This window comes from Nocardia sp. bgisy118 (assembly GCF_057708605.1).
This window is the reverse complement of record NZ_JBYISM010000003.1, coordinates 370,289-389,241: the sequence shown is the minus strand read 5'-3', so window position 1 is coordinate 389,241 and position 18,953 is coordinate 370,289. Positions and strand designations below refer to the sequence as shown.

At 68.3% G+C, this 18,953-nt stretch carries 1 protein-coding gene (cut by both window edges); it reads right to left on the bottom strand.

Every position in this 18,953-nt window falls within one protein-coding gene, locus AC3EO7_RS05600, for a sigma factor-like helix-turn-helix DNA-binding protein (RefSeq protein ID WP_435590600.1), read on the bottom strand. The gene is 53,043 nt long; 18,722 of those nucleotides lie to the left of the window and 15,368 to its right, leaving coding positions 15,369–34,321 in view (codon 5,123, partial, through codon 11,441, partial); reading right to left, the first codon wholly in view occupies positions 18,950–18,952. Both the start codon and the stop codon lie outside the window.

The window sequence follows — 18,953 nt, the reverse complement described above, 5'->3', positions numbered from 1 at the left end:
GGTGCATGGCGAGCAGTTCGGTGGCGCGTTGCCGGTCGGCCTCCGTGAAGCCGGGGTCCTTCGGGAACACGCGGCGGTCGTCCAGGGCGACGGCGGGCGCCGGATCCATCTGGGCGATGAGCGCGCCGGTCCGGGTATCCGGGTCGACGGGGTGATCAGCGTTGGGCTGCAACGGTTTTCCGTCGACGTCGTAGCCGATTGCGGTCGTCGACACCACATCCGGAGTGGATTCGTTCCAGAGGTATGGGCGCCACGCGCCGTTGTCGACGTTCGGGTCGCTCATCATGAGTCGACCGCCTTCGCGGACCATGTTCCCGTTCTCGTCGACATTGGCCAGCAGGACCATGTGGGCCACGTTGTCGTACCCGTAGGTCACGACGACCAGCGACGCGGTCATCGGATTCGCCGGATCGGCGAGCTGATGGGCGATCGAGTCCCGGTCCGGGTGCACCCGCAGGCGGCCGCGCCCGTAGAACTCCGCCTCGTCGGCACTGCGCCCGGCCAACCCGACGCCGTCGTCGGGCGGGTCGACATCCAGGCCCAGGTCGTCGTGCCCGGTGCGCAGCGACACGTCGACGCAGTTGCCGAAATGCCCGTCGTACCAGGTGCCGCCCCACGGCTGGGCCGGTGACGGATCCAGGCGGTACAGCTCCTGCGGGTTCAGCTCATTCGAGATCAGCTCCGCGTTGCCGCGCCCCAGGTCCTCCTCGAGCTCGACGATCCGTCCGCTCGCCGGATCGATCGGCATGTACACGTTCGTGGAGTCCAGCGCCGTCGGATCCGACATGCCGGGCCGGTGCTCGTCGAAGGTGACCTCGCCGATCCGGCCCGCGGCGATCCGGCCGAAATTGCGCAGCGCCTCGGTCGGATTCCCGGTGCGGGGGTCGTAGTCGAAGTAGCTGCTGCGCACCAGATCCGGGTGATGGTAATCCTCGGCGGAGGAGATCTCCGCGGCCACCCGCTTGGCGCCGAAGGCCGCCGTCGCCGGGTCCATGCCGGTGCCGTACCCGGTGTACCGGCCCTGGGCGCCGGGAACATCGGCGCCGAGCCAGGTCTGCTGGTCCCTGGAAGTTGCCGCGACATAGACATTTTCGGGATTGATGCCGGTTTCGGCGGCGTGCGCGAGCGGGAGGCCCGAGGAGCCGACGATCACGAGATCGGTGACCTGGGCGTCCGCGCCCGGGAGCGTCGACCACGCGGTGGCGGCGATGAGCGAGCCCGCGCTGTCCAGGGCGAAGACGTGCGTGTCCGGTGCCGGCGTGCTCGCCTGCGCGCGAACGGCGTTGATCGCCGAAAGATCCCGGGCGAGCAACTGTCCGTCGGCGGCCACGGAGTCGCCGTAGCCGCGCCAGGCGATGACCGCGTACTCGCGGTCGGCGTCCGCCAGGACCGCGGAGTCGAACAGCTGCGTCGCGTGAATCAGATTGTCCGGCACCGTGGTAGCCGTCACCTGCACGGTGTCGGGAGCCGACACCATGGTGGACACCGAATCGGCGGTCTCGAGGTTGCCGAAGGTGACGACGCTACGCACCTGTCCGTCCAGCGACGGCGTGTAGGTCCGCAGGTTCACCGCGGGTGAGCCGGGGAGGTCCTCGCTATTCGCCACCATCTCCAGCAGGTCGAAATGCAGCTCCGACAGAGACTTCCACAGTTTCTCGGCGGCGGGCGACACGTTCGCGCCCAAGGCCAGCAGCGCGCGTCGGTCGTTTTCCAGCAGGTCCAGGTTGACCTGACCCCGCACCGGCTCGGGAATGCCGTCGGCCTGGCCGACCTCGCGCGGCGCCAGTTTGATCAGCACCGCCTGCTCGGCCGGATCCAGTGCGTCCCACCACTGGCGGTTGCGGGTCGCGAGGTCGCCGGATTCGCCGAGCAGATCGGTGTACTGCTGCTCGGGGTGCAGCAGGATGCTCGCGTCGGCGTCGGCGCCCAAGCGGGACAGCGTGTTCCGCACCAGCGCCTGTTCATCGGGTGTGCCCTCTGGCGGCGTCCAGAGGGTAGGCGGAGCGCGGTCCCCGTTCGAGTCTGGATCGGTGGCGCCGATCGCGAACTCCGGATGCGCGGCCGGGTCGGCGGGGAACTCGCTGATGGGGCGCAACGGATTTCCGGCACGATCGAAGGCGATGCCCGACATCGCCACCGCGTCCGACCCGGCCTCGCCCCGCACGAACGGCCGCCATGCGCCGTTGTTGTCGTTCAGGTCGCGCACCACGATCCGGCCGCCTCGGTTGGCCATCACGTAGGCGTGCGCGCCGATACCGTTCGCGTCGGCGGCGGCATAGTGATCGACCAGGATCGTGATCGACAGCGGGTCGTGCGGGTCCGCTAGGCGGGCGGCCACCTCGTTCCGGCTGCCGAACAGCTGCAACCGTCCCTTGGTCCGCTCCTCCAGCTGTGTGCCGGTCCGCCCGCGCAGGCCGGGCTCATCGGTGAACGACTGTACGATCGTGCTGCCGGTTTCCGAGATCACCGTGTCGACAGCATCATCCGCGCAGCGCTGCGGTGGTGCGTCGGACGACATCGCGGCCGCCTGGCCGGTACCCAGCGGGTCGTCGAACCCGTGCCCGCCATCGACGACTGTATCGTCGGCGGTCCGCGTCATGCCCGGGCCCCGCGGTGCCGGTGGCTGCGCACCGGCCGAGGAATCGGCGCTGGGCGCGCTCTCCGTGCGAGCGAGGTTCTCCGTTGGCGCGAAGGCTTTCCGGAGCAGCTCTCCTGTCACCGCGACGATCCGGTGAACCTCATCCGGCGATTTCCCGACTTGGACGCTCACCTTTTCGACGGCGAGCCCGTGGCCGAAGTGCAGCGCCGCCACGCGCTGCGCCAACTCCGGATCCGGGAGATCCGCGACCGCCCGGCGCACCGTCTGTTCGAACTCCACGTCGGTGAACGCTGCCTCGTTCTCCGCGATCTCGGGCTGACGGTCACCCGGAGGGGTGTCATCGAGCGAAAACGTATACTGCGCCATCAGAACTCGGGCTTCGGCGACCTTGGCCGGATCGAGATTCAGCGCTTCCGCGACAGCGGCGTTATCCGGTTCGCGCCCGTCCACCTGAAGCCGCCGTGCGATGTGTGTGTCGACTGCGATGAGCAACTTGCGAGTGGCTTGGTCGACGTTCGGGAACTTCTGCTCGAAATGGGCGTCGAGCATAGCGCCGCGAACGCTGGCCCAGGCGTGGGTGGAGAAGCGACCTCCGCCCGGCGCGAAGTTCACGATTGCTCGATAGACCGCGATGCTGGCTCGTTGTGTCAGGTGCCCGACCTCGCCGAGGTGCCCCCAGCGTCGTGCCATCGTCTCCGCGATCCACGCGTACTTTTCGAATATCTCGTCCCGGATGGCCAGTTCCTCCGCCGATCCCGGTTTGGTCGCGACGAGGCTCCAGAACAGGTCGTGTTCGGCCTGATCGACCACGGGGACATCCGTGCGCGTGTAGTACTTCAGGACCGCCCGCTCCAGGAAGTCGGCTGGGACGCTCAGACCGTCACGAACCTGGCGCAGCGAACGCAGGCGTAGCCGTCTGTGCGCCTCGTTCATGCTCGTGTAGCTGGTGTCGATGCGGGCGGCGAATTCCTCCAGTGTCAATCGGTTGTAGAACCGCAACGCTTTCAGCCAGCCACCCACCGAATCGAAGTCCGCGGGATCGGGGAGGGATTCTCCCCGCGGATCCATCCGGTAGCTGTAGCCATTGGGAAGGGCATGTCCCCACGCATCGGCGAAAGCATTCCAGGAACCGGCGCGATGCAGCGCGCGATCGTAGATCTCGAGCAGGTCCAACTCGCGGAGTGCGTGGGAGCTTCCGGATTCGTAGAGCGCGATGCTGCGCACACTCATGCCGACGATGCGTTCTTTGGCCGTCAGGCTGAGGTTGTTCAGACGACCGAGTTCGGCCAGGTACTCGCCGAACGAGGAGTGTGCCTCCGGGTTCGGATAGGTCAGACCCTCACCCCGAAGTCGCTCGGCGACCACATGCGCCGCCCGACCCAGCCGGATGTTCACCGCAGCCGGAGAAACGGTAGGCCCGAGTGACTTCGCCACCTCGGTCGGGGACATTCCCTGCACGACGCGTAGCTGAACGACCTCGATATCTGCTGCATTGAGCTTCAGCTCTCGCCCCAGATCGGCGAGCGTCTGCTGTAGATCCATCGGATGCTTGCGCTGGACCTGTCGGACCAGCGTCAGGTCCGGGCCTGACGCTCTGTTGCCCGCTCCGGTGAGCCAGGCAGCGAGTGTTCCAACAGCCCGCTCGTAGGACCGGCGCACCTGCGCGACCTCGATATCGAGCTCCGCGGCTATCTCGACGTGCGACATGCCCTGGACCGCGCGCAACCGGAAGACGTTCTTCTGCCTCGGACTGGGCAGCTCACGGACCAGACGCCGAAGTTGGGAGCGACCGATGTGCGTCTGCTGCGCATCTCGGACGATCTGCCCGGGAGTGCGCTGCGCCCGTGCGCTCGTGCCATCGATGACGTCTCGCAAGAAGTCCGATGCCTCGCCCGGATCGCGTTGGTTCACGCTCTGATACAGCGCTGCCTGCGGGTCGTCGGACTGCAACCAGGCAAGGCGCGCCTTGCCGCGGCGCTCGATGCCCTGCACCTGTGTCGCGGACATCTCCAGCGCGGCCGCCACCTCGGCCTGGGACAGATCCGCGTCACGAAGTCGCAGCACCCACTGCTCTTGGTACGGCAGCCGCGCGAGGTCGGCCGCGTACTTCTCTGGTTGCTCGGCACGAGCAGTCGCGAGCGCTGCGCGCACCTCATCCGGGCTCAGCGCGTGATCTCCGGTGACCTGCGCGAGCGCCCGCTGTAGTGCGCGACTCTGGGTGGTGCGCTGGCCCGGTGTATTGCCCAGAGCAGCAGCGACCTCCGCGGCGGATTTCCGTTCGAGCACCCGCATGCGTACAACCATCTGATCCGTCTGCGACAACTCGGCCATGGCGGTGCGCACATCATCAGGACGGGCTTGGAGCAACTGTCCCAACACATCGGTGGAGCGACCATCGATCGCATTGCGCGACTCTCCGGACAACAGCTTCAACAGGCGCGGGAGGTTCCGGCGCTGCATTGCGTTGAGGGTGTTCTTGTTCCCCCCGCTTTCCGCGGCGATCTGCGCGACCGACATACCGTCGACAAAGCGCTTCTGAATGAAATCAGCGAAAACGGGCGACATTTGTCGCGCGAGCTCGAGCACTCTGTCCCGGTCGGCGTCGACAGCCGCCTGCACCTGGACCATGTCCTGGCCCAGAGTACGTTTGGCCGCTCGACCTGGAGCCTGGAACGCCTGCACCTCGTGCGGCCCCTCGGGGTCGTAGGCGAAGAACGTCCCCGGGTCGCGGCCCTTCCGCGGCTTGCGTACCGGACGGTCCAGTGCATCGGCGTCGGTGACCGGCTGGGCCACCGCTCCCGGATGCTGTTGTGGCGCAGGCGAGTCCGGAGCCGAGGATTGCCGTATGGCGCCACGGATCGAGGTGCTCCATTCGGTGCCGAGATCACCGATGAGCAGCGTCGCCATTCGCGCGTAGGCGCGACGTTGCAGACTCTGGATCGCGGACGTGGGCTTCCCGAGCGCAGCGCCGATGGCCACGTGTTTGCGACCCTCGAAGATACGCAGTGTGATGAACTGCTGCTCCAGCTCGGTGAGCCCGGACAGGTTGCGCCGCAGCGCCTCCCGTGGAGCGGCCGAAACCAGTGCGGCGGATTCCGGATCGGTCAGAACAGGACTTCCGGCCAACTCGCCGGCCAATTTCCGCACGGCTTCGCCGAAGATGCGGTCGACGGACTTCACGCTGAGCGGGTGCATGGCCTCAGCCGCTTCAGCACGCGTCATGCCCCGGACTATCCGCAGTCGCACAATGCGCTTTTCGTTGGCATTGAGCACCTGCATCGCCCGGGACAGTGCTTTCTTGTTCGTCCGCTGGGTCTCCTGTACCAGCTTCAAAGCATTGCCTGGTTTTCCGGACGGTATCGGGTCGGGGCCGCCGGACAGCATGCTGGCCAGCTTCGGAACGACCCGGTACTGCGTAGTCCACAACGCGCCCTGTTTGCGCCCGGTCAGCGCGGCGATCTCAGGGATGCTCAGGCCCTGTCCGAACCGGAGCTCGACGAATTCCTTTGTCGCGGGCGAAAGCTTCGCCGCGGCTGCCAGCACGGCATCTCGGTTGGCCGGGTTTCTGACCAACAGCATCGCGGGGCTGCTGTCGACGGAGTTCGGCTCCGCGGTCGTCGCGCTCTCGGGTCCTTCGTCGGCTTCCGCCACGTCGACGGCCGAGTCGGCGGCGGTGACGGCTTCCGGTGCGCCGTTGACGAGCCAGTCCGCCAGTTGCCGCGCGGCGTGGTTGCGCTGCTGGCGTACGCCGTTCTCAGTGCCATCGATCCGAGCGGCGATCTCCGCGAGCGTGTCACCGTGCAGTACACCCTCGATGACGTGCCGTCGATTCGCGGTGAGATATCCAAGCAACGGCTCCAGTGCGGCGTGGTCTGCCTCTCGCACCGCCGCCAAAGCCTCGTCCACGGTCAGCGCTACCGTGCTGTCCGACAGTAGGTTGGCCAGCTGGTCGGCAGCTCGTTTGCGTGCTTTGCGCACCGCGTTCTCGCTGCGATGTAGTTCGGCGGCAATCTGTTCCGTCGTTTTGCCCCGCAGAGCCAATTCGATCACCGCACGACGAGCGACCGGAATTCCGGCCAGGTGACGAACGAACTCGTCGTTGCGCTCGTGGTACGCGTCCTCGACGGCCTCCCAGTTCGGGTCGGCGTCCGGACGCGGGACGCCGGTGAGCGCATCCGACAACCGCTCCACGGCCCGCTTCCTGATGTGCGAGAGCTGCGCCGGTTCCCGGCCCATCTCGGCTGCTACCGCGGGCCATTCGCGGGATTGGAGGATCCGCAGGTCGGCGAACTGCCGTTGCGCCGGGGATAGTTTCGCGATCGCTCGCTCCAACGTCCGCCGATTCCGCGGCTCCTGCGCGGCGCGCATCAAGCGCGATTCCGGATTGTTCCGCTCCTCGAGCGCGGCGGCAATGGACTGGGCAAGATTCCGGATCGCCCGCTTCTCCGCGACCCGGGCGTCCGCCCTTGCCTGCTCGGAATTCAGATTCACGGCGGCGCATGCGTCCTCGAAGGACATCGCGTCGCGTACTCGCAGCATCAACCACCGGCGCTGGTCCCGCCGCAGCCCCTCCAGCCCTGCTTGTACGTCGGAACGGCTCGCCGTAGCCAACGCCTGACTCTCCGGACCGTTCTCCGACAGGTGCGGCGCGACCGCGTGCAATTGGTCGCGCAGCCGCTGCCGGAAGCTGTCGAACCAGCGTTCCTCGGCCACCTTTGCTCGGTCCGTGGTGGCCGAAGCTTGCTTCGGCCCGACCGCGTGCCCCGAGCTGTCTCCGTCCGGATTGTTCCCGGTGACGATGCCCGGATCGAATCGGCCCGATGGGTTCCCGACGCCCATAGCCGCGGTATCGGGCGTGTCCGCATCCATCGCGCGGCCCCCACCCTGCGGACGCGGATCGGGCCCGTCCGGGCCGGGGCTCGGATCGACCGGCGATCCGCCCTCAGGACCATCGTCGGGGTCCGCCCGAGGACGGTCGTCGCCAACCACGTTGTCGACCATGCCCGGCAGTCCGCCACGGTACGGCCAGGTGTCGCCGGTGATCTTGCCGTTGTCCTTGATCTCGGTGAACCTGTCCACCGCGCCCTGAATGGCTTCGGGTTCGAGGCCGTCCAGGATCGCGCGCACGTCCGCCTCGGTGAGCGCGGCGACCAGCGCCATCGCATCGGGGTGGAGGTCTCGGCCCAGCACGTCGGTCACGAAGACCGACTGGGTCGCGAACTGGGCGAAGGAGTTCTCGCCCACGGGGAAGGTGGCTTCGTCGTCGGTCGATGCGACGCGACCGGACCGGGTGGTGATGATGTCGCCCACGTGGCGGTCGCGGTTGCCCGCGATGTAGTCGACGATCGCGATCATGTCGCGGGTCAGCCGGTCGTAGCCGCGTACCGCACGTCCGCTCTCCGCGCCCGGCACGTACTCCTGGAGGATGCCCGTGCCCTTGCTGCCTTCCCACAGATAGGTGGGCGGCTTGAGGTGGAACTTCAGCAGCCGGTCGAGCAGGTAGGTCTTGACCTCGCGCAGCGCGCGGCCCGAAGGCGGGATGCCCGCGGTGTCGGCGTCGCCGTGGAACGGCTTGTACACCCAGACGGTGTCGCTGCCCTCGAACGTCACGCGAATGAGTCCATGCGAGCTGAGTTCGGGGTCGGTGAAGGCCGATTCGCGAGCCGGTCCGAGGGTTCGCGGGTCGACGGGTTCGAAACTGGCCTGTTCGGAATCGGTTTCGGCATCCGCGTCCGTTTCGGAGTCGGCGTCGCCGACGTGATCTCCGTGGATGCGTCCGTTGATGCGAATCTCATCGAGCCGGTTCAGTACACCGTCGATCTGGGTCGCGGTGAGCCCACCCTGCTCGAGCAACTGCCGCAACCGCTTCGGCTCAATCGCCGCGACCTGCTCCAGCACTGCGGCGTCGATGGGCCGGAACAGCGAGGACGCGACGAAATCCGAGCTCTCCCAGAAACCCGCGAGGTAGTCCACCACACCGTGCGCGGCGCGCTGGGTTCGGGTGGCGGCGTCGAAGTCGCGGCCCGGTTCGAAATCCGGGACGAACGCGCGCAGCACGTCGCGCACGACATTGCCCGCACCCCTGGGCTTCCCGCCGCCGCCCGGCGCGGTGCCGTCCGCTCCTACGGCCTGCGGATCCAGCGGGCCGGGACGGCGCCGGTCCAGTGGGTCGTACTGCGCGAAATCCTCGGCGACCCGCATACCCTGGTCGACGAGGACTCGCAGCGCATCGTCGTTGACCGCTGCTGCGGGTTGGTAGTGCCCGCTGCTGTCGGTCATGGTGGCCAGGCGGCCCGCGTCGACCCGGATCCCGCCGACACCGGCGACCGGGCGCCCGGACAGGAACGACGAATGCCGCATCGGCTTGTCGATCAGTCCGGTCTCGGCGTAGAGATTGCCCGCTGGGTCGAGAGCGAACATCACCGTGCGGCCGCCGGTGTCGAAGAGCTGCCCATCGTGCGCGCGGTAGAGCCTGCCATCCGGTCCGATGACGATGCGCTGGGTCGCCAGCTCCGCCTCGGACAGCTGGTGCACGACCGGATCGCCCCACTGGTTGCGGCGCAGCTCCTCACCCACATAGCCGCGCTTGAGCTCCACGGTGGGCAGGCTGTCACCGGTCAACGGGGCCGGAATCTCCTCCGCCGCAAGCACATCGCCGACGGGCTCGTTCGATGGCGCCGACTCCGCCCGGCCCGGAGCCCGGAACGCCTGCACTTCGTGCGGGCCGTCGGGATCGTAGGCGAAGAACGTCCCCGGGTCGCGGCCCTTCCGCGGCTTGCGTACCGGACGGTCCAGTGCATCGGCGTCGGTGACCGGCTGAGCCGCCGCTGCCGGATGCTGTGGTGGCGCGGGCGAGTCCGGAGCCGAAGATTCCAGCTCGGCCAGCGCCACGAGGCGGCGATTGGTGTCGTCGGCGGCGTCGACCAACGCGTCGAGTTCCAGGAAGCGCTCGGCGGCTTCGTCGCTGTCGGGGTTGGATCGGCTCATCAACAACCGCTCGACACGGGTCGAATCCACCTGCGCGATATCGATTTCGAGTACCGGGGCCAAGACCGCGGCGGCTTCGTCGCGTTCGGTGCGCAGCCCACTGAGCACGGGCGAGTCCGGGCCGAGATCGTCGGGATCCACTTCCATTGTCTCGGCTAAGTCGTCGCGGTTCGCGCGAGCCCGATCCAGTTGGGCGCGGGCCCGGGCCGGGTCGCTCGGCAGCGATCGCACGGTATCGGTGGCAGCCGATGCGGTCGACCGACCGAGTTCCGCGGCGGCGCGGTCCGCGCCGGGAATCTCGGCGAGTTGCGTCGCGGTATCGGCGGACCAGCCCACGTTCGACGCGGCGAGCCAACCGGATACCTGGTGGTGCAGGCGGTGCAGCGCGATACCGGTCCGCAGCGGGTCCAGGCCGAGATCGATGTTGGTCAGCCGAGCACCGTTCGAGGTGATCGACAGGGTGACCTGTCCGGGTTCGCCGCGCACCGGAGACAGGCGCAATGTCACGTCCACGCCCTCGGAGATCCGCGCGACCTCGGTGACGTTCGTCCAGAAGCTGTCCCCGTATCCGGCGAACAGTGCTGTCGCTGTGGATATATCGCCGTCGATCAGCGCGTCGACAGTCCGTGCGGAGTCGACGCTGGACCAGACCGCGCCCTGGTTCTCCTGGTTGAAGTCGACGCCGGACAGGTCTACGCCGAGTCTGGTCAGTTCGTAACGCAGCTGGGCGGTGAACTTCGGGTCGGTGTTGGCGTGGGAGAAGGCCTGGGTGTACGGCTCGATCTTGGTGATCCGGCCGTCGACGATGTGCCAGACGCCGAAGCCCGCGGGTCCGGCGCTCGGATCGCCGAGGGTGCGGAACAGCTCGTAGTGGGTGGCGGCCGACGCGGTCAGGACCACGCCCGGGGCCGCACCGAGGATGAACCGGTCACCGGTACCGTGGCTGTTGTAAGGCAGTTCGGTTTCCGGGTCGAGCAGCCGCCCGTCGACGTCGACGGTCAACGCGGTGAACTGGACACTGTCGACCGAGGGCAGCGTCGCCGTGAAATCGGCGTTCAGCTCGGCGATCTCGTAGGTCGCCCGGGTCGGCGCGGTCGCAGCGTCGAGCAGCGCGTTGTAGTGCTCGGCGGCGATGACGACGGCGTTGTAGGTCAGCCAATCGCTGTAGGCCGCACGGGTTTCCGTCGTAATGCCCGGCTCCGCGTAGATGTCGCGGTCCTGCATCACGGTTTCCAGCTCGGCGTCCGGGATGTTCAGCGCCTGCGCGACCTGCGCCGCGAGCTGGTCGCGTTTGGTACGCAGGTCGCCCAGTTCGGTTCCATCGGTGGACAGTTCGGCCGGGTCGGCTTCCAGCAGCGCGGCGACCTCCGCGAGGTTGTCGCGGGCGGCGTTCAGCTCGACGGCGGTCGGGGCGGGCGCGGGCGCGGCGTTCGCGAGCAAACTGTTGTAGTGCTCCGCGGCCTCCAGAGCCCCGGTGTGGGTCAGCCAGTCGGTGTACCGGCCGAGCATTTCGGGATCGGTATCCGGGTTGCCGGACAGATCCCTCTGCTCCAGTACGGTTTCCAGGTCCGCGACCGAGGTTTGCAGTGCCTGAGCCAACTCGCGGGCGAGGTCGTCGCACTTGGCGCGCAGTCGGGCCAGTTGCGGTGAACCCGTCGTCAGCGAGTCCGGATCCACGCGGAGCAGACCGGCCAACTCGGCCAGGTTCTCACGGGCCGCCGCAAGCTGGGAGTCCGGGTCCGGTTCCGCCGCCGGAATCGGCGGGAGCGCGTCGGCACACAGGTCGACGAACGCGGCCAAGTCGGGCGATCCGGTCGCCGCGGCGGCGCGCCGCAGCTCGACCACGGAATCGCCGGAGCTCTGGGCCGAGAAGTCGACCAGTTCGGCGACCGCGAGCAGCTCCGCCAGTTCCTGCTGCAAATGGGTATTGGTGTCCTGCAGGCGCTGCACGGCCACCGGGTCGAGCACCCCGGTCCGCAGCGACTCGACCTGGAGTTCCTGAGTCGCGTTGTCCCACTGCATGCGCAGGCCGATCCACCGCCGCAACAGCGGCAGCCGCCCGGCCTCCACCGCCCGCTGCCACGCCGCCGCATCCATGGCCCGCAGCTGTCCCTGCACCACATCCACGGCCTGCCGCAGCAGCCCGGGGCGCTGCATCAGCTCCGGGTCCACACCGAGGGCCTGGGCCAGATCCCGCTGTGCGGGGGACAGATCGGTAGTAACCGCGAGATCGGCCGAGGCCGATTCGGCGGCGAAGTCGGCCAGGACGAGCGCGGCGGCCGCCAGCTCGGACGCTACGGGGCGGGCGTCGGCAAGTTCCTGTGCCAGCGCAGCCAGGTCGGCGATATCCGCGGGCAGCGGATCGGGACGGCCGAGCTCCGCCAGCACCCGCGAAAGGCCCTCTCGCACCGTGGCTTCCAATTCCCGGCGCGGCCCGATCGAGTCGGCGGTGGGCATGCCGTGGTCGGCGAGTAGCGCGGCCACGGCCTCGTGCTGCTGCCCCAAGAAGTACCGAAGCTGGGGATCGTCGTAGGAACTTGCCCAGGCTTGCAGGTCGGCCATATCGGCCGTGGCCGGGTCCGGTAGGTCGGCGAGAACAGGGGTCAGTGGTGCCGATGTCTCCGGCGAGGTGACCGCCTGCAGCAATTGCTCGTACTTCGCGCGATTGCGCGGCTGCCCCGGCGCGAAAGGTGCGTTCTCCCCGCCGATTTCACGATACCGCTGTTGCTCGGCCTGGAGACCGAACAGATCCACGGGGGCGAGAGCGGGTCCGTGTTCGGCGAGATTGGCCAGCCATTCGGCGTACCGGGCGCTGCCCTCCCGGACCGCGGCCACCCAGTCCGACGCAGGGATGTGCAGGGCATCGAATTCGCGGACGGCGCTGGGGAATTGCCCATTCTGCTCCAACGACCAATTCATCAGGATGCGCGACGCGCGCCCGTTGAAGTCGAGTGGGTGCAGCGACACGAACCTGCGCTGCAGCTCCGCGGCGAGTTCGAAGGGGTCGTACTCGGATCCACGCTGGGCCGCGTTGTACCAGTCGCACAATTCCTGTAGAGCCTGGTCGACCTCCGCCTGCGACGCGTAGTTCGGGTAGACGATCACGCCGTGTTCGCCGGGCCCGGCGGGCGGCGGCATGTAGGACAGTAGCGGGTTCGCCTCGATGGTGGCGATCTGGTCCGCGGTCAGCGGCGTCGACAGCACACCCATCCGCGGTGTCGGGGCACCGAACTCCATTTCCGGCGGTGCCGACATCGTCAACTGGTCGTGCATCGCGCGAATGAAGTCGACGGTCAGCTCCTGGTCCCCGTGCTGCCGGGCAACCAGCCTGGCACCCAGGTGCCCCGCCCACCTGCGCTCGCCGAGCACGGTTTCCGGCTGTGGCTGCTCGGCGATCACGGCAATGGCCAGATACCGCTCCTCGAGCAGCAGCGCCGCCTCGAGCAGCCGCCCTGCCTCGGTGTCGATACCGAGCGCGGCCAAGTTGGCCGCGATCACGGCGTCGACCGAGGAACTCGTGCCGAAGGAGACATCATCGGCGGGCGGTGCCGCGTTCGGGTCGGTGAACTCGGGGGACAGCTGGATGGCCTGGCCGTCCTGGTACACCGTGGCCCAGAGGGCGACGGTTTGGTCGGTGCGGCCGCCGGCGAGGTCGGCGAGCGAGACCTCGGTCGTGGTGGTGCCGCTGGTGAGTTCACGGGTGCCTGCGGGTGCGGGCCGCTGGAACCATTCGCGGCCGTCGGGGTCGACCCGGTTCAGGATGACGGTGTGCCCGTTGAGCTCGAAAGTGTGCGTGCCGTCCGCATTTTCACCGATGTAGGTGAGAGCGGCGGCGTGGCCCATGGCGCCGTGACGGTCGGCGGTCGCGCGCTGTTCGAAGAGGTAGGCGGTGGTGCCGGGGCCCGAGTCGAGCAGGCCGCGCACGAGGCGGGCGTGGGCGGTGGAGTCGGCGTCGGAGACGAAGCCCTGCACCGGTGCGCCGTTGAGCTCGGGCACGATATCGCTCCACAGCACACCCGCCAGTGAGGGCTCGAGCAGATCGGCGTCGGTGACGGTGGTGCCCTGCGCCTGGTTGACGAACCGCGCGGCGACCGGCACACAGTCGTTGTCGTGCTGGTCGAGGTAGTACCTGGTGCGCGGGAAGGCGCCGTCACCGTCTACCTCGACGGTGACCGCAAGCACCTGCTCGCCGGGCCTGCCGGTGACACGCGCCGAGACGTGCACCCCGCCGCGGGCCAGATCGTGGTCGTTGGTCGTGAAGGACCGGGTGGCCCGGTGGACGATGTCCTTCACCTCGGCGAGCGCCTGGTCGACCTTGGCCGAGGGCCAACCGCCCATGACCGCGCGCAGCCTGCTGTCCACCCCGTCCAGGCCCTGCACGCCGTAGTACAGCGGGAGTGCGAACTGGCGGGTGCGCGCCGGATCGTTGACGTTCGGGTCCAGCCCGGAGGTGAAGTCGAGCGGGTCGGCGCGGCGGCCGGTGAGCCGCTGCCACAGCGTGCGCTTGCCGGGCAGATGCGGGCGGTTGGCGTCCCAGTCGTAGCCCGCGGCCTTGGCGGCCGCATGTGCCTGATGCCCGGTCGCCTTCGGATTGCGCGCCTGGAACTCCGCTTCGAACAGCGCGCCCTCGAGCGCGATGATGTCCTCGCGCACCGGGTGTCCGGCGATCAACCGGTTCCACATCGCGACGACGTCGGCGATCTGGTTGACCTCGGAATTGCGCAGCAGGTAGTCGCGCGCCCGGTTCAGGTTCCGCACCACCTCGTCGGGGGTGCGGGTGTTGCCCGCGTGATCACGCAGCCAGGTCGACCCGTCGGAACGCTTGGGCATGTGCGTGCCCTTGGGGTCGCGCACCCAGGCCTTGCCCGGGCCGCGCACCCAGCGCTTGGGGTCGCCGCCGGAGTAGGCGTCGGGATCCGAGAGCGCGTTGTCGACGATCTGGGCGAGCAGGCTGTCGTGCTCGTGGACGCGATTGTGTTCGAAGTCCGCGTAGGCGGCGTCGGTCTCCTGCTGAATCCGCTGGCGCGCAGAATCATTGGCGCGCCACTCAGCGGCGAGCGACTCCGGGATGTCGACGCTCTCGCCGGTGTACGGGTATGCGGTCGTGCCGTCCAGACGCGCCTGCTCGGAGTTCAGCGCGAGCGGCGCCAGCTCCTCGCGGTGCAGAGCCTGCGGGTCGGGCTGACCGTCGTTGAACCAGGCGTAGGTGCGGGTGCCGCGCAGCACCGGGATCAAATGGATCCACTTGCCGTCGCGCACGGCCGGAATCCATTGCGTCACATCGGCCATGGCCTGGGCCACCTGCGGATGCCGGTTCACGAAGTCCACCGACAGCGGCAGCTGCACCGACTGGCCGTGCGCGGTGTTCGCGGGCAGCCACTGGGTGGCGCGCAGGATGGTCCGACCGATCCACGGACGGTTCTGAATCAGGTTCTTCGCCCACGGATGGGTCGGTATCCGCTGGAGGATGCCGATGACCAGGATGCGGGCGTGGAACATGTTGAGGCCGACGTCCGAGCTCCAGGCGTTCACGCCCTCAGGCACGTTGTAGATCGTCTTCGAGAACGGCAAGTTCTGCGGGAACAGGAACGCCGGAACCTCACCCGGTCCGAATTCGTGCAACCCCGCCATGATCTTGTCGAAGGTCGGCACCATCGACACCTTGAACAGGAACGGCGGCTGCGGGTCGGTCCACTTCTCCTTCTCCCACTTACGCGGATGCTTGGCCGGATCCCACGAACCGGCCCGCGCGGTGAGTTCGGCGTCGGTGGACGGCAACGCCACCGACTGCTGGTAGGTACCGTCGGCGTCGACCTCGATCTGACGGAACTGCACATTTACCGGAATGACCGACGATTTCGCCATGTCCAGCAGCAGGCTCACGTCCGTCTGCGGCGGCAGCGCAGCAGACAGGGCCTGGCGGTAGTCGTTGACATCGGTGTCGGTGCCGACGACCACCGTCTGCGAGTTCGTAGCCGTGGGGCTGAGCGACGGCCGCACACCCACCCGATCGGAAATCGGCAGCATGCCCAGCTCGTCCAGCGCGGCAAGCGCGGCCCGCCGCTCGGCGATCTGCTGGTCGAGGTACTCGGTGAGCTGGTTCTGTTCGGCTTCCAGCTCCTGCATCTGGTTGATCAGCGCGCGCAGCTGCTGGATCTGCTGGGTGCCCGGCTCCAGCGGACCCTGGTATTCCGGGTTCAGCTGGTTGTCGTCGACGATCTGGAAGACCTCGGCCAGGGCGTTGCGTGACCTCGTGCCCGCCAGGATCTCCTGGGTCAGCGCGGCGCGCAGCTCGATCAGCGGCCCGGGCGGCGTCTTGTCGTGCAGCGCCGTCTGCGTGGCTTCCAACTGTGCCAGCGCATGCAGCGCGTCGCGCAACTTCAGCCGCAGCACAGCCAGATCCGCCTGCTTTGCGCGCGAGGACGCCCGCGTGTCAACGGGTTCCGCTTCGAGATCGCGGATGGCTCGGCGCAGCGTCTGCACCGCACCCTGGCCGCGGGTGATCTGCTCTCCGAGGGTGCGCTCGAGCTGCTGGGCCAGGTCCACCCGATCGCGTAGCGCGAACGCCGCGGTCAGGTTGTCGACCAGCTCCAGATCCGTGCGGAATTGGGCACTTTCGGTCTCGCCGCCCAGCTCGCCGTCCAGCTGTGCTTGCAAGGCGGCGACCTGCGTCCCCAGGTCCACCAGCCGCGCCCGCGTCTGCGCCTCGGTCAGGTTCAGCGTGTCCTCGTGCGCCTGCACTGCGGCGGCGCGGGCCGCTTCGGCCTCCGCCTTCGCGAGTTCCGCTGTCTCGGTGAATTCTTCGGCCCGCGTCGACAGGACCTGCGCGTCCGCAGGACGACCAGCCTCGCTCGCCTCCCGCGACTGCGCCAACAACCGCATCGATTCCGCGCGGTCCGCGCTCTCGCGAGCCAGGGCGTCGGACATCTCGGCACGCAACGCGGCAATCTGCGCGGGCGGCGGCGCGTGCGCAGGCGGCTGCCGGTGCGCGGGGACCGGCGAGTTCTGGTCCGGCGTCTGACCGATTCGCAGAACGGCGTCGGGCTGCGCGGCAGTGCGATCGCCGACGTTCTCGACGACTTCGCCGTCGCGCCAGACCACCGCCCAGGTGCTCCCGGTTTCCTCGGGGGTGGCATGGGTCAGGTCCAGCAGCGTGACGCTGTCACCGGCCGGAGTGGTGAACCAAGCCACGCCGTGATCGTCGGTGCGCTGGTAGGTGACCGGAACGCCATCGACCTCGAAGTTGTTCTCGCCCAGGTACTTCACCGCGTAGGAGTGCGCGCCCACGCCGTGGCGATCCTCGGTCGTGCGCTGATCGAGCACCCAGGCGATCGACCCGGGCCCGGCGCGATGCATCAGACCGTCGATCAGGTTGGCGTGCGCCGACATGCCGGGGTGATCGAAGCCCTCGGCCACGGCGCCGTGCAAGCTCGGCTGTGCATCGGACCACGAGATGCCCGACAGGTTGCGGGTATCCAGGGCGGGCACGGTGACGACGTTCGGCCGATCCGGGGTGTTCTGGTCGTCGGCCACCCGCGTCATCGAATCCACGAAGCAGGTGTTGATGCCGGTGTTGTACTCGCTCAGCGCCGGGTTCATGAGCACCCGCAGCGCGGGGTAGTCCCGGCCGAGCAGCGGCAGCAGGAAACCGCCGAGGCGCATGGCGATATTGGAGCCCGAGCTGTGACCCTTCGTCGGAATCTCGCGCTCGTCGAAGGACTGCTGGAGCTGCTCGATCGGTTCGACGGCCTGGCCGTCCGGCTTGATCCCGACGAAGCCCGGGCACACGCCGTTGCGGGTGTCGCGGCGAGTCTTCATGGTTTCGCCGGTAATTCGCACCTTGGTGATCTTCTGGTTCGGGACATCGAACTCGATGGCGAACTGCGGTGGGTTCCGCGGCGCGGTGAACTGGCCCAGAGTGCTGAAGGTGACACCGGCCATCACGCTGAACTGGCTGGTGAACTGGAACAAGGCGTGCTGAATGCTCGCCCACGACCAACCCGTGATCACGTCCGCGTGCTCGGACAGACTCGTCAGGAACCCGCGCAGCACCAGCGCGATGCTCTCCATATTGGTCGCCGCGCTGAGCACCGTCTTGTCACCCTGCGCGTTGTACACGCCGACCGAATGCGCGGGCAGATCCAGCTCTTGGCGCCGATTCGCCGGGATCGCCTCCAGCAGCGGTTTGCGGTCGGCGGACCGTTCTTCCTTGATCGCGGCGAGCTCTGCCCACACCGGGTCGGACATCAGCGGCCAGGTCGCGGTCAGATGCTCGACCGCGGCCTGCATGAACGCGTGCATTCCGGAATCGCGCGGGTAGCCGTCGTGGCCGACCATCACGTAGTCCTCGCGCAGGGTGGAGGCGTAGTAGTCCGGCTCGGTGGTCGTGTAGTCGCCACGCACCGCGACGGCGATTCGCTCCGGATGCGCCATCATCTGCTGCAACGCGGTCTGGGTCAGCTTGTATTGCAGCACCCCGGAGGCGATCGACCGCTCCAGCGAATACCGCAGGTACGCAAGCTCTTGCGGTGGGAAGATGTCCTGGATGAGTCGCTCCGGCCCGTGCACCTTCTCCGGCGCGTTCGACACCAGGAACCGCTCGCCGATCTCGGCGATGATTTCCCGCGCCCGGCTCGGATCCGCCAGCACCGCCGACTGTCCCTCGATCATCAGCTCACGCGTCACCGTTATCGCGGTACGGGGCATCTCCGAGGACAGAATCCACCCCTCCGGTGGCGCCTGCTGCTCGGGTTCAGCCGTAGCCTCGTCGCTGTCCTGCTCGGTGTCGGACTGCTCCGCGTCCCGCGAATCACCGGATCGGTCGGCCGGATTCGAGCCGATGTAGACGTCGTCGCCGGGCTGGGGCGCGTTGACGTCGCCGGTGTCCAGGACGATCGCCTGCTGGTTCTGGTAGGCGGTGGCCCACAGGGCGACCGTGCCCTCGCGGGTGCCGCCCGCGAGATCGGCCAGGGAGATCTGCTGGGGCCGTCCGCTGGGCAGGGCCGCCACCGGGGCGTCGAAGTATTCGCGGCCGTTCTCGACCCGGTTCAGCGTGACCCGCTCGCCGTTGAGTTCGAAGACGTGCCTGCCGTTTTCCTCGCCGACGTAGTGCAACGACATGGCGTGGCCGATGGCGCCGTGCCGGTCCGGGGTGCCGCGCTGTTCGATGACGTAGGCGGTGGTGCCGGGGCCCGCGTTGATCAGGCCCTGGACCAGGCGGGCGTGGCCGCTGGTCTGGGCGGTGGTGGCGAAACCCTGGAGTGGCGCGCCGTTGAGCGCCGGGACCAGGTCACCGAACCGCACACCGGCCAGCGTCGAGGGTTCCAGCAGATCCGCATCGGTGACGACACCGCCCTGGGCGGCGTTG